Source organism: Psychrobacter sp. M4, assembly GCF_055699795.1.
The window spans coordinates 274,375-286,736 of sequence record NZ_CM146740.1; the positions used below are offsets into that span (position 1 = coordinate 274,375).

Here is a 12,362-nt window from a genome sequence, read left to right on the forward strand (position 1 = left end):
GTCTTTGTTATAATACTCGCCCACGGCTAGGACGTATTGTTAGCATCAATACTGTTCTTTAGATTATAAATATTTTTATGAATACTTATAATACAAAGAGTCTTATCTCGTTCGGTGAAGTGGGTGAGTGGCTGAAACCAGTTCCCTGCTAAGGAACCATACGTGTAAGCGTATCGAGGGTTCGAATCCCTCCTTCACCGCCATTTATTCGGTTTATTTTTAGATTTATAGTACTGTATTATATTTAATACCTTAAAATGAAAATTGTTTTATTATAAGTTTTTAAATGTATTGACACCAGCTAGATTATCTATATAATAGCCAACCTAATTTACTGTAAATGAGGTTTAAAAAGCAGTAGATGATATGCAAAATAAGCGCCTGTAGCTCAGTTGGATAGAGCACTTGGCTACGAACTAAGGGGTCGGGAGTTCGAATCTCTCCAGGCGCACCATTTGCATAATAGCTAGCCAAATTTAAATCAATCGCCTGTCTGATGACACTTTGGCGATTTTTTTATGTCTGATTGTTTTTGCATTTTCATGACTATATCTAAATCTTTGCTATTTCTTATATTCATATCGTATGTATAGTTACTCTACGATTGAGCCTATAATTACGGTACAATACAAGGTTCAACTAATAAGCAATCGATAGAATCAGCTAACAAATAGCCTGTGCTTATTATGACTTTGAATAAGGCCGAAAAACATGTCAAAAGCGCCTGCTAAAGCAAAAACACAGCGTAAAGCATCGCCGCTACCTATACCTGCAACCGAACAGCCAACCATCGCTAAACCAAGTACTCGGCTCGTCGCCATTGTCTACGATGGTATGCTAATCTTGGCTTTATTGTTTTTGGTCGGGACAGTGCTGACCGTAATTGGTACGCTATTGACCATGCAAACCGGTACTGATTCAGCACAGGCGCAGTCGCTACCGACCTGGTATCAAAACCTAATTATGACGCCCTCTTTTATTCTAACGCTAGTGGGGTTCTATGGTTTATTTTGGCGACGCGGTGGTCAAACCTTGGGTATGCAAACGTGGCGACTTAAAACCGTCAATAATGTAGGTCATTTATTAAGCTGGGGACAATCGTTTAAACGTATCTTAGCGGCTTGTTTGATGCCGTTACTCTTTGGCGTTATTGGTAGCTTGATCGGTGGCTCACGCGCTGTGGTACTGACCAGCGCGTTTTTAGGCTTAATGTTTAACTATGCATTTTGTATCTTCAATCGTCGCGGTTTAGCGGTGCAAGATATGATCTCAAATACCATTACCCTAAAGATGCCTAAACAAGAACATGAAGGACTATGGAAAGGCTTCAAAAATCGCAAACAAAACAAGCAGTAAGGGGTGTAAATAGTAGCGTACTTAGCTACAAGCTAGCCGTCTGTATCAACCCTACCGTATAACCGACGAAAAATAGCACCAAAGTCGCGCCTGATAAGCGGCCAAATTGGCGCTTGGTTTTGAAGGCAAACAAACACATTGCAAATAGCAATAATGTTAACAGACCCATTGCTAATATATCACGTGATAGAATAATTGCATTAGGCGTAATAGGAGCAATGAGCGCGGCGAATCCGACTACGGCCAGCGTATTAAATATATTTGAGCCGATAATATTTCCTAAAGCCATATCGTGCTCACCCTTACGCGCCGCTGACAGACTGGCTACTAGCTCAGGTAATGACGTACCTACAGCGACGATAGTGAGACCGATAATCAACTCACTTAAACCCCAAAATGTTGCTAGCTCAACTGCGCCCCAGACGATGGCACGCGAGCTTAGTATCAGTACCAGCAAACCTAGGAATAGACCACCTAAGCCGCGGATAGCGCTCGTCTCATCTGCACTTGCTATTATGGGGTCATCTTCGTGTTCATGATTGCCCTCACGTAAACTCAATACGATCTGCATACCTAGTACAGCGACTAATAAAATGATTAGAATAATACCGTCAGTACTGCTTAAGACGCCATCGCTTAGTTGCCATGCGGCAACTACAGTCACCAATAGTAACAAAGGCATATCGCGATTGATAATACTTTTGCGAATAATAATAGGGCTGATCAGTACGGTCGCTCCCAAGACCAAAGCGATATTGATAATGTTGGAGCCATAAGCATTGCCTAATGCCAGCTCAGGGCTACCTTCCAATGCCGCTAATACCGATACCACCATCTCTGGTGCTGAGGTTCCTAACCCTAAAATTACGACACCAATCAAAAAGCTTGGAACTTTAAGCTTATTTGCTAAAACGACAGCGCCGTCAATAAAGACATCGGCACTCCAAACTAAAATTGCAAGTCCAATCAGTACTGCAATGACTGCCAACCACATGAGTTTTATTTCCTATTAAAAAGTTAAAGAACCCTTGTGTCATAGAGTAGTTTTAATACAATTAGCGGACACAAAAAAAGCTGAATCAAAATAATGATCCAGCTTTTATATTAGCATAGGTTTAAGATTATAATTGGAAAAACTATATCACTTTCAATATATATCTCATTTTACTAAACCAGAAATATTGCCGTTTTGGTAAAATGAATAAATACTGGCTAAATTACAAGTCCCTGTATCGTTAAGCAACTTAGCTATTAAGCAACTTGTACCGGAATTATATTAGCGGTGTCTTTAACCGTATTATCTTCATTGCAGTAGACGAGTTTGGGCTGATAGGTTGCCGCTTCCACTTCATCAAAATGAGCATAAGCGCAAATGATTACGATATCACCCAAATCTGCCATATGAGCGGCTGCACCATTTAAGGAGATAATACCAGAGCCTGCTTCTGCACGAATAGCGTAGGTACGAAAACGTTTGCCATTAGTAACGTTATAGATATCGATGGATTCGTTTTCATGTAAACCTGCAAGATCCAATAAATCACCATCAATGCCACAAGAGCCTTCATAATGAAGCTCAGCATGGGTGACGCGTGCACGGTGTAACTTGCATTTAAGCATATTAAGTAGCATAGATTGCTTCCTCGGTACTAATAAATTAAATAGTATTAATAGATTAAATCAAAAGTTTAATGGGGATGAGGCTGTTGAATTAAAAGCACATTTTATACTATTTATAAGACTAATCAGGTAGTTTGAAGCTATTGATCTGCGAACGCGCCCGTTCAATATCACCATTTAATAATAGTGGCAATGCCTCAAAAGCAGCAGTCAGGGCACTATCGATAGCGATTTGTTCATCAGGAGCGGCTTTTGATAGCACATGGCCGGTGACTTTTGACTTGTGACCAGGATGACCAATACCGACGCGTAAACGATGAAAATCATTACCAATATGCGGAGTGATATCTCGTAGACCATTGTGACCCCCATGACCGCCGCCAGTTTTGAGCTTAATACTGCCAGCTGGTATATCAAGCTCATCATGGGCTATCAGCAGCTCATCGTTAGCAATATTATAAAAATTGACCATCGGTACTACTGATTGACCAGACTTATTCATAAAGGTCAAAGGCAGTAATAAACGCACATCAGACCCGTGAATCTGGCCACGTCCAGTGACCCCATGGAATTTTTTATCAGGAGTCAGCTCAATATTAAACTGCTGCGCTAAATGCTGTACAAACCAAAACCCAGCATTGTGGCGCGTAAACATATACTGTTGACCCGGATTGCCAAGGCCGACGATAAGCTTTATAGCCATAAAATACTCTGCTCAAATTTACTAAGTCATCTTTATTGTGGAGCTACAAAAGTGTGGTTTTAAACCGTAATGACAAAAACAGCAGGAGACCTTAATCACCTGCTGTTTTTTACTACTCTAGACTCTTAACCTAATACTTATTCTTCGCTGTCTTTATCTTCGTCATCTTCACTATCAGCGTCGCCAGTAGCTTTATCGCTTTGTTCAGTGGCTGGTACTTCATCCGCATCCACTTCATCTTCTTCAACTTCATCTACTTCTTCAACCGTCGGTGGCAACATGTTGACGATCGTGCGATCGTGTGCATCTTCTAGGTCAAGCTCATAGATGATAACACCTTCAGGAAGTTTGATATCTGATAGACGGAACAGATCACCAATTTCCATACCAGAGACATCTATTTCTAAATATTCAGGCAGCTGTGATGGTAGAGCAACGATTTCAACGTCAGATACTAGTGTTGATAAAATACCACCCTCTTTAGTACCAGGCGCTTCTTCGCGACCTGAAAAATGTACTGGGATGTTCATGTGAATTTTTTGACCTCTTACAATGCGCTGAAAGTCAGCATGCATTGGAAAGCCTTTGGCAGGATGACGCTGTAAGTCTTTGATAACGACTTGGTGCTCATCGCCTTTATCGGTAGTAATGGTCAAAATCTGCGAGAAGAACGCTTCATATTCGAGCGACTTTACCATCTCGTTAAGTTTGATAGAGATAGCCGTTGGCTCCTCATTACCGCCGTAAATGATAGCAGGAACTAGATTCTGCTTACGTAGGCGGCGGCTCGCACCTTTACCTTGCTGCTCGCTAGATCTGTCAACTGCGTTAATTGCAAAATGATCAATAGCCATGGATATAATCCTATTATAAAATAAATGAAGTATCTGCCAATAATGAGCTTGCGACCAGTCCATTACTAGGTTATCGACACTCGTGATAGTGCCCACCTCGTCCATCAAATCTATTGAATAAATGATAGATTCGAGACAAAGGGCAGGCACAGGCGCGCATTATACGCGGTTTTGTAGCAATAATAAAGGTTTACGCGTCAAACATGGCGCTAATAGACTCTTCGTTATTAATACGGCGTAGGCTCTCAGCCAGCATTGGTGCGATAGAAACTTGACGAATCTTACTACAGCCTTTAGCAGCCTCAGATAACGGAATCGTATCAGTGACCACCACTTCATCCAACTCCGATTCGCTAATATTTTTAAGCGCTTTACCTGAGAGCACCGGATGGGTAATGTACGCTAGAACACGGCGGGCGCCATTTTCTTTGAGCGCTAATGCAGCTTGACACAGCGTACCTGCGGTATCGACCATATCATCAACGATCACGCAGTCTCGATCACGTACATCACCGATGATATTCATCACTTGTGACTCGTTAGGACTGGGACGACGTTTATCGATAATGGCAAGATCAGTATCACCCAACTGCTTTGCCATAGCGCGGGCACGAACCACACCGCCGACATCAGGTGAGACTATGATAATGTCGTCATAGTCTTGTTTGATCAAGTCTTTTAAGAGTACCGGCGTGCCATAGATATTATCTACGGGAATAGAGAAGAAACCTTGAATCTGATCTGAGTGTAAATCAACCGTCATGACGCGATCAATACTAACAATGTTGAGCATATCAGCGACGACTTTTGCAGAGATAGGAACACGAGCGGAGCGAGGACGACGGTCTTGGCGAGCATAACCAAAATAAGGTATGACTGCCGTGATACGACCAGCGCTTGAGCGGCGCAAGGCATCAGCCATCATCATGATTTCCATCAAATTATCATTGGTCGGCGCGCAAGTAGGCTGCATAATAAACACGTCTTTTCCGCGCACGTGCTCCTTGATCTCAACAGCAATCTCGCCATCAGAGAAACGCGTGATGTCAGCTTTACCAAGAGGAATATGCAGGTGATCGGCTACGGTTTTCGCAAGTTCTGGGTGGGCATTACCCGTAAAGATTGCCAAATAAGGCATGACTAAAGTCCTATTAATTGACTCAAGCAGCGACCGCTAAGCAGTAGCTAACTGCTCAAATTAAGAAAAGTGTGGTAAAAGTTATTGATAGATAATATTTTGTGAAATAGTTTTATAAAACCACTATAGTAGAAAATGGCAGGGGTAGCTGGACTCGAACCAACGGATGTCAGGATCAAAACCTGATGCCTTACCAACTTGGCTATACCCCTGTAATGTGCAAGCTATTTCATAAAGCTATAACTGTACTAACTTATAATTAAATAAGCTGTCACTGGAAAATCAACTACGTTTCCCAGTAGTGTTCGTTGCGAACTATACCGAAATCGGAAGGGTGTTGTCAATTGCTTATAAGCTCTATTAGTAACTACTAAACAATTCAAACTAAAAATGGCAGGGGTAGCTGGACTCGAACCAACGGATGTCAGGATCAAAACCTGATGCCTTACCAACTTGGCTATACCCCTATTGTGGCGACCTATTATAAATAAATATTTATATTTTGCAAGGTATTTGCGCTCTTTTCTTGCTTTTATTCATAATGAAACAAGGTTGGCATCATTTTAGCAAATTAATAGGACTAAGCATAACCTTATTAAGAGTAACCATGCTAAGAGTAATTATTGATAATATGGGCAGAGCAAGGTGCATTAGCAATCCACCTCTCCAAAAGCGCTTTATTAGAAACTAGACTGTCATCCAAAGGCAAAAATACTGTGCTACCTGACCCTGTCATTCTTGCTGTGCCCAAAGCTTGAGACTCCAAACTTTGCAAATACTCTAGAGCCTCAGCGACGGCAGGGGCGAGGCTTATCACTATGGGCGTAAATACGTTGTGATAAGGCGCAACTAAATTTTGTGTGTAATTATCGGATTGATTTTGAATGGTCTTAACTGATAGTAGTTCGATATCACGGCGCAATCTGGGATACGCGAATAGTTTAGCAGTACTAATATGGGCATCAGGCGTTAGCAATAAATAGTGCTGGTCGGGCAAGTCAATAGGGATTAGCTGCTCGCCAATACCCATCGCGATAGCGTCCTCACCAAAGATAAATATTGGCACATCAGCGCCAATAGTGGTCGCGATTCTTATTAATCCTTCTTGGCTTAGATTAAATTGCCAGATCTTATTTAAAGTAAGTAAAGTGGTTGCCGCATTGGAGGAGCCGCCGCCTAAACCTGCGCCCATGGGCAAGCGTTTATCTAGAGTAATGCTAACTTGTGGTAAATGTTCAGGCAGTTTTTTCGTATCAATAGCGTAGATTAGTAGCGATTTTGCCGCTTTAAAGATTAAATTATCTTCGATACTATCAGTAATATTATCCGTTCCCGTAAGCGTTAGCAGGTCTTTACATAGCTTAGTGGCTTGCAGCTTATTATCACTATTTACTGGTGTTATTTGACTAGTCTCGATCATCTCTAACGGCAAAAAGTGCAGATCATCGCCCCAATTCACCAAGCGAAACACCGTTTGTAGATTGTGATAGCCATCCTCACGTCTGCCAGTAATATGCAAAAATAAATTAATTTTTGCAGGTGACAAGCAAGTAATGACTGAATCAGCGTTGGTTTTTTCTAGCGTCATAGTTAGGCTATTTTTAATGATTGATGGTCATCACTACTTTTTCGCCTGTAGGCTGCACCGCGCTTATTTTGCTGGGCAACTTATCCGCGCCTTTGTAGGTAAAACTAGCGGTCCATTGACCATTGACTGAGCTGATTAAGCGTCCGGCGCTGTCTAGCTGTGGCGCGCTATCAGAAGGGGCGGGACGACCAGATATCCAATACGGCATCTGTGAGATAGGCGCTTGCCAGCCTGTCGCTTTTTGCAGTAAGGTTTCAGGATTGTCGGCAGTCAGCGTGCCTGTTTTTTCACTAACTAAAGTAGCAGTCTGGCCATCATATTCGATATTGGTTTTGCCAATACCTAAAGCCCCAATCAGCTCAATGGCGAAACGCTCACCTTCTTGTTGCCAAGCATAAAATGCACTGCCGCCCTGAGCACTAGTATTGGTCGTACTATTGGCAGGTGTAGTGACGCCAATTTTACCAGTGATACTGAAATTATCGAGTTTCTGAGCTTGCACCACAGGCGTGGCACTGGTTGTTGTCTGCGCACTTTGTAGTGACTGACAACCGGAGGTTATTAATAGGGCTGCTACAAGCGTAGCAAAAGCAGGCAGCTTAATTGATTTATGGTGACTTACAGGTAGTGATGATAAGCGCGCTAACATGATGTTTCCTCGATATTGAAAAAGGCAGCTTAAGCTATAGTTGTTGCCTGAGTTTAAATTTTTGTTGGCTTTATACGAGCTGATAAAGCATCAGGTAGTATATAAAAGTTAATAAAGCTGCACGCGATCATTAACGTTTTGTTGCCCGAACGAAAAGCGCTGCTGCAGATCTTCTAAAAGCTCATCAACTTTGTCGTTCTTGCCAAGACCTTGATAAGCTCGCAGTAAAAGCACCCCCGAACGCAGAGTAGGTAGTACATCGTATGGAGTCTGCAGATAATCAATAACTTGAGCGTATTTTTTATTCACCAGAGCATTGTTTGCTAAGACATTCAATGCTTGTAGATGGAGCTCATTATCATAACGCGGGTCATCGTAGCGAATCTCGATAAGCGCTTGCGCCAGCTCCAATCCCTTCTCAGATTTTTGATCGTGAGCGAGCAAAAGCTGGGCGTAACTGAGCTGGTAGGACAAATTGTTAGGATCCAACGTTTGCAAATGATTAAGGAGGGCACGTTTGACGATATAGTCGTTGACATCGTCTAGCAGTTGAGCACGGGCAAAGAGTATGATCTCATTGCTAGGATATTGACGACTGGCGCGCGTCAATAGTTGTAACGCAGCATCCGCCTCATCGTGCTGCCATAAAATATCGGCTTGCATAACATAGGTTTCGGGCGCAAACACTTCAAATTGCTGACGTAGTTTTTCAAGCGTCGCAATAGCGGCATCAACATTACCATTTAAGAGTTCAAGATCGACAACTTTTTTGCGCGCAGCCAGTACTAAGTCTTCTTGCATGACGCCGTTTAGGTAGTATTTTGCTTGCTCGAAACGCTGCTGACGTTCGGCACTAATCCCTAAATAATAGTAAGCTTGATCTAGATAGGTAGGGCTTTTTGCTAGCATGTTGAGTAATTTGTCAGCGCTACGATACTCTTCAATATCCAAGCTGACTAAGGCTGCTAATAAAGTGATCTCAGCATCATCTGGAAAACGATCGTTTGCTGTCAGTAACAATTGCCACGCCTGCTCGCTTTGTTTAAGGTCTAACAAGTAGCGAATCTCATAAAGATATAAGCTCTTATTATTCGGGATACGCAAGCGCGCTTGGCTAATATAGTTTGTGACTGTCACAGCAGGTTCAATTTTGCGTAAAATATCTGCTTTTAAGGTAATAAATGGTACGTAGTCCGGTTGACGCATCAAAGCGCGATTAATATGAATAAGCGCCGCTTCTGATTCATTAAACTGATAAAGTAGGCCGGCTTTTAATACTGACAAAGAAGCGTTTTGTTCGCTATTGATTGGCTGCAAAGCTGCTAGCAGCTCACGTTGATCGCTATCTGTGGTGGGGTAGATCCCGATCAAGATCTCACTTAAATCAGTACGCGGATCATAACGCAGAATACGGTTTAAGGTTTGGCTTGCCAGCTTATAGTCGTGAGCTTTGAGAGCCAAATGTGCTACGTAAAACCAAGCAGGCACATGATCAGGATTTTGATCCTGCCATTTTTTAGCAAATTGTAGCGAGGATATTACATCGTCATAACGTAAGGATAGCGTCAAGGCACGCTCGAACACAGCTGTAGCATCTTCTTTAAAGGATTGCTGTTTGTAAAGCGCTAAGGCGCGCCCAATATCATCGCGATCAGCGGCAAATTCAGCATCTAGCAGGGCATATAAGCTGGGTTCATTTAAGGATTCATTAGGTTTTGGCTGTAGCACTGTCGCCGAAGGCAATGTATTAGTATTGATAAAATCATCAGTATCATGAATATTAAACGCTGGCGATGCTGACTGAGTATAGGTTCTATCATCAGTAGCCGTAGTGCTAATCCCAGTGCCAATAATAGGGCCAATAACAGCTGCGCCGCTCAATTTATCAACGTTGATATCTGTATGATCAGTATTACTAGCGCTTGTCTCTACCGGAGCAGACTCAGCGGCGAATAGTGATGAGGGAATATCAAAAATTGAGGCATGAACAGAGCTGCTAAGACACAGGCAAGTCACCAACGATAGCGTTAGCTTTTGGTACCGGCGCAAACGATTCGTAATGACACTAGTTAAGGTCTGATTCTTAAAACAATGATCATAAATAAATTGCAGCGCAGGTTTTGATTGAGACAACAACCCAAGAGAAATCATAGACAGCAGCATTCATCAGTAAGTAAAAACAGTTTATTATAAAAGCAAATAATATTAACAAATAACGATATTAGCGAACAATAGTAATCCTGTTACTGATTATTCTACTAATATTCAGTAGATAATGACTATAGTAGCGCTATAGATCTTATTACAACAGGATAGCTGTTGTTTGAATTCTTTATATAGATTTCAAAATAGAGTAGCTTAATAATAACATATTGTTCGTTATGACTAATTTATAATAAGAGGATTTTTAACTATATATGGCAAGTTGTGTGTTTATTTGACTGCTGAATACTGATAGCAAGGATTGTGGTTGATTTGTCGCTGGTATGCCCAAATACAGTCAGGTAGCAATCATACTAGGGCGGATGTTAAATAAAGCGCTCAACGATGTTATAATGAGCGCTTTTGTATTTGTAGTATGCGCTGTATAACCTATTCAAACTAATAACGTACCAATATTGACGGTTGATACACAATTTGGTGGCAACCGCAAAAAGCTGAATTTTACTCATTTGGATGCCAGATTTGCTTTGGTATCTATTAGGGTGTAATCAATTGGCAAGCGTTATATTTATGGTATATCAATAATGAGATTAGTGGTCATTGGGGTTAATCACAAAACCGCACCAGTTGCTTTGCGTGAGCGCCTGGCGTTTGGTAGTGACGATTTGACAGCTGCTCATACGCAACTAAAACGCTTTACCGACGGCAGTGTAATTGTCTCAACCTGTAATCGTACCGAGATTTATGCTCTAGTACCGCAAAGCTATAGTACGTTGCCGGCTAATACCAAAATGACTACTGATACCAAAAATACTGACAGTAGTACGGGCAGAGTTGGTATTACAGCGGCAGTGATGAGCGCGCATATTAATAAAATCAAATCATGGCTTGCCGATTTTAAACGCCTGCCTTTGGCCGAGATAGAGTCGTATCTATACATTCATCGAGATGTCCATGCACTCACGCATTGGCTGCGGGTGGCAGCAGGCCTTGATTCTATGATACTGGGTGAACCGCAGATTCTGGGACAAATTAAACGTGCGGTACAATTCTCTCAAGAACAGCAGGCACTAAGCAGTCAGCTCACCTGGATCGTTGATCAAATATTTGCCGCTGCTAAACGGGTGCGTAATGAAACCCAAGTCGGTGCTCAAGCGGTGTCACTTGGGTTTGCAGCCGCCAAATTGGCAACTCAGATTTTTGATGATTTGCACAATCGTACCTTACTTGTCGTAGCAGCGGGCGAGATGAACCGCTTAGTTGCTACCCATATCGCAGGCTTAGGTGTTGGCCGCATTATCATCTGTAATCGCAGTCCCGAGCGCGCTGAAGCGTTAGCTGGCGAGCTGCGTCAGCCTGGACGTAGCGTTGAGATTAGAACGCTACAAGATCTGCCAAAGGTGCTGAGCGAAGCTGACATCGTCAGTAGTTGTAGCGGTAGTATGGAGTTATTGATTAACAAAACTATGACCGTACAAGCGCTAAAGCGCCGTCGCTATCAGCCTATGTTACTCATAGATCTAGCTGTACCTCGTGATATCGATGCCTCTATTAGCCGTTTGGATGATGTATATCTGTATTCTGTTGATGATTTACAGCATGTTATCGCAGGCAATCTTGAGCAGCGCCGGCAGGCTGCTGTAGATGCTGAGCTGCTGGTCAGTCAGCTGGTGGTTGAGATGGAGCGGCGTTTTCAGGTGCGTCAGGTTGGCCGCGATATCCAGCAGTACCGTATGCGTACCTATGATCAAGTTGACAAGCTATTACACGAATCAATAGCAAGGCTTGAGCAGGGTGATGCTTGCGCTGAAGATATCATCACTGAGCTATCACGGCGTTTAACTCAGACTTTAACCCACGCCCCATCAAAGCTTATGCGTAAAGCGGCGCGTGAAGGCGATAGTGAGTTGCTTGACTTTGTGGTATCAGGATTAAATGATGCTTATCGAACTAAGTAGACGTTATTTAGATAATTACAATCCATCCTGTGATTATTTATCCAGTCAAATAATAGCTTGCTGAATCAGCAAAGCATTGCCAGTCCTCAATATCGATGCTAATATCAAATAGCCATTGCTATGCCGTTGTCTACCGTTATGTAGCTTCGTATATCACAACACCAGTGCTGTGCTTATATCGCAGTTGGCAACCATTAACGACAATAGTGCAAGGTTAAAGCGCTATATCGTCAATCCCTCGTTATACCCTCTATTGTATCAATGGCTTAGCTGTATAAAAGTTATTCGCATCCTAGCAATCTTATAAATAATTTAATAAAACAAGGAGTGTCT

General features: G+C 42.3%; 10 protein-coding genes and 4 tRNA genes. 4 read left to right on the plus strand and 10 right to left on the minus strand.

The annotated features are described in order from the left end of the window. The first annotated feature begins 113 nt into the window (after positions 1 to 113). From ACR63N_RS01155 to ACR63N_RS01165, 3 genes are all read left to right on the plus strand, one after another. A tRNA-Ser gene (locus tag ACR63N_RS01155) sits at positions 114 to 203 on the plus strand. 174 nt (positions 204 to 377) lie between these two features. Further along, a tRNA-Arg gene (locus ACR63N_RS01160) sits at positions 378 to 454 on the plus strand. Between the two features lie 257 nt (positions 455 to 711). Next, a complete protein-coding gene (locus ACR63N_RS01165; RefSeq protein WP_367105022.1) occupies positions 712 to 1,356 on the plus strand; it encodes an RDD family protein in 645 nt (214 codons plus the stop codon). Positions 1,357 to 1,381: 25 nt separating this feature from the next. On the opposite strand, the gene ACR63N_RS01170 is transcribed toward ACR63N_RS01165, so the two are convergent. The 10 genes from ACR63N_RS01170 to ACR63N_RS01215 form a co-directional block, all read right to left on the minus strand. Continuing rightward, positions 1,382 to 2,350 carry a calcium/sodium antiporter gene (locus tag ACR63N_RS01170; RefSeq protein WP_367105023.1) on the minus strand — a complete coding sequence of 323 codons (969 nt, stop codon included), beginning with the start codon at positions 2,348 to 2,350 and terminating at the stop codon, positions 1,382 to 1,384. Between the two features lie 257 nt (positions 2,351 to 2,607). Further along, on the minus strand, positions 2,608 to 2,988 hold the full coding sequence (panD, locus tag ACR63N_RS01175) for an aspartate 1-decarboxylase (RefSeq protein ID WP_367105024.1): 381 nt from the start codon (positions 2,986 to 2,988) through the stop codon (positions 2,608 to 2,610). Positions 2,989 to 3,097: 109 nt separating this feature from the next. Further along, positions 3,098 to 3,679: an aminoacyl-tRNA hydrolase gene (gene pth, locus ACR63N_RS01180; protein WP_367107381.1), complete on the minus strand. Its 582-nt coding sequence runs from the start codon at positions 3,677 to 3,679 to the stop codon at positions 3,098 to 3,100. A gap of 137 nt (positions 3,680 to 3,816) precedes the next feature. Continuing rightward, a complete protein-coding gene (locus tag ACR63N_RS01185; protein ID WP_367105026.1) occupies positions 3,817 to 4,533 on the minus strand; it encodes a 50S ribosomal protein L25/general stress protein Ctc in 717 nt (238 codons plus the stop codon). A 190-nt stretch (positions 4,534 to 4,723) separates the two neighbouring features. Then, a complete protein-coding gene (locus tag ACR63N_RS01190; RefSeq protein ID WP_367105027.1) occupies positions 4,724 to 5,671 on the minus strand; it encodes a ribose-phosphate pyrophosphokinase in 948 nt (315 codons plus the stop codon). A 136-nt stretch (positions 5,672 to 5,807) separates the two neighbouring features. Continuing rightward, a tRNA-Gln gene (locus ACR63N_RS01195) sits at positions 5,808 to 5,883 on the minus strand. Between the two features lie 179 nt (positions 5,884 to 6,062). Continuing rightward, a tRNA-Gln gene (locus ACR63N_RS01200) sits at positions 6,063 to 6,138 on the minus strand. A 143-nt stretch (positions 6,139 to 6,281) separates the two neighbouring features. Next, positions 6,282 to 7,259 carry a 4-(cytidine 5'-diphospho)-2-C-methyl-D-erythritol kinase gene (gene ispE, locus ACR63N_RS01205; protein WP_472782342.1) on the minus strand — a complete coding sequence of 326 codons (978 nt, stop codon included), beginning with the start codon at positions 7,257 to 7,259 and terminating at the stop codon, positions 6,282 to 6,284. Positions 7,260 to 7,272: 13 nt separating this feature from the next. After that, on the minus strand, positions 7,273 to 7,908 hold the full coding sequence (lolB, locus tag ACR63N_RS01210) for a lipoprotein insertase outer membrane protein LolB (protein ID WP_472782343.1): 636 nt from the start codon (positions 7,906 to 7,908) through the stop codon (positions 7,273 to 7,275). A gap of 108 nt (positions 7,909 to 8,016) precedes the next feature. Further along, positions 8,017 to 10,059, minus strand: coding sequence for a tetratricopeptide repeat protein (locus tag ACR63N_RS01215; RefSeq protein WP_472782344.1), 2,043 nt, complete (start codon positions 10,057 to 10,059; stop codon positions 8,017 to 8,019). A 596-nt stretch (positions 10,060 to 10,655) separates the two neighbouring features. Here ACR63N_RS01215 and hemA point away from each other — a divergent pair. Next, a complete protein-coding gene (gene hemA / locus ACR63N_RS01220; RefSeq protein WP_367105031.1) occupies positions 10,656 to 12,029 on the plus strand; it encodes a glutamyl-tRNA reductase in 1,374 nt (457 codons plus the stop codon). Positions 12,030 to 12,362 lie beyond the last annotated feature (333 nt).

What these genes read in the sequence shown, in the direction of transcription:
- ACR63N_RS01165 (WP_367105022.1), top strand. Translation starts at nt 712, where the DNA reads ATGTCAAAAGCGCCTGCTAAAGCAAAAACACAGCGTAAAGCATCGCCG.
- ACR63N_RS01170 (WP_367105023.1), bottom strand. Translation starts at nt 2,350, where the DNA reads ATGTGGTTGGCAGTCATTGCAGTACTGATTGGACTTGCAATTTTAGTT.
- panD (WP_367105024.1), bottom strand. Translation starts at nt 2,988, where the DNA reads ATGCTACTTAATATGCTTAAATGCAAGTTACACCGTGCACGCGTCACC.
- pth (WP_367107381.1), bottom strand. Translation starts at nt 3,679, where the DNA reads ATGGCTATAAAGCTTATCGTCGGCCTTGGCAATCCGGGTCAACAGTAT.
- ACR63N_RS01185 (WP_367105026.1), bottom strand. Translation starts at nt 4,533, where the DNA reads ATGGCTATTGATCATTTTGCAATTAACGCAGTTGACAGATCTAGCGAG.
- ACR63N_RS01190 (WP_367105027.1), bottom strand. Translation starts at nt 5,671, where the DNA reads ATGCCTTATTTGGCAATCTTTACGGGTAATGCCCACCCAGAACTTGCG.
- ispE (WP_472782342.1), bottom strand. Translation starts at nt 7,259, where the DNA reads ATGACGCTAGAAAAAACCAACGCTGATTCAGTCATTACTTGCTTGTCA.
- lolB (WP_472782343.1), bottom strand. Translation starts at nt 7,908, where the DNA reads ATGTTAGCGCGCTTATCATCACTACCTGTAAGTCACCATAAATCAATT.
- ACR63N_RS01215 (WP_472782344.1), bottom strand. Translation starts at nt 10,059, where the DNA reads ATGATTTCTCTTGGGTTGTTGTCTCAATCAAAACCTGCGCTGCAATTT.
- hemA (WP_367105031.1), top strand. Translation starts at nt 10,656, where the DNA reads ATGAGATTAGTGGTCATTGGGGTTAATCACAAAACCGCACCAGTTGCT.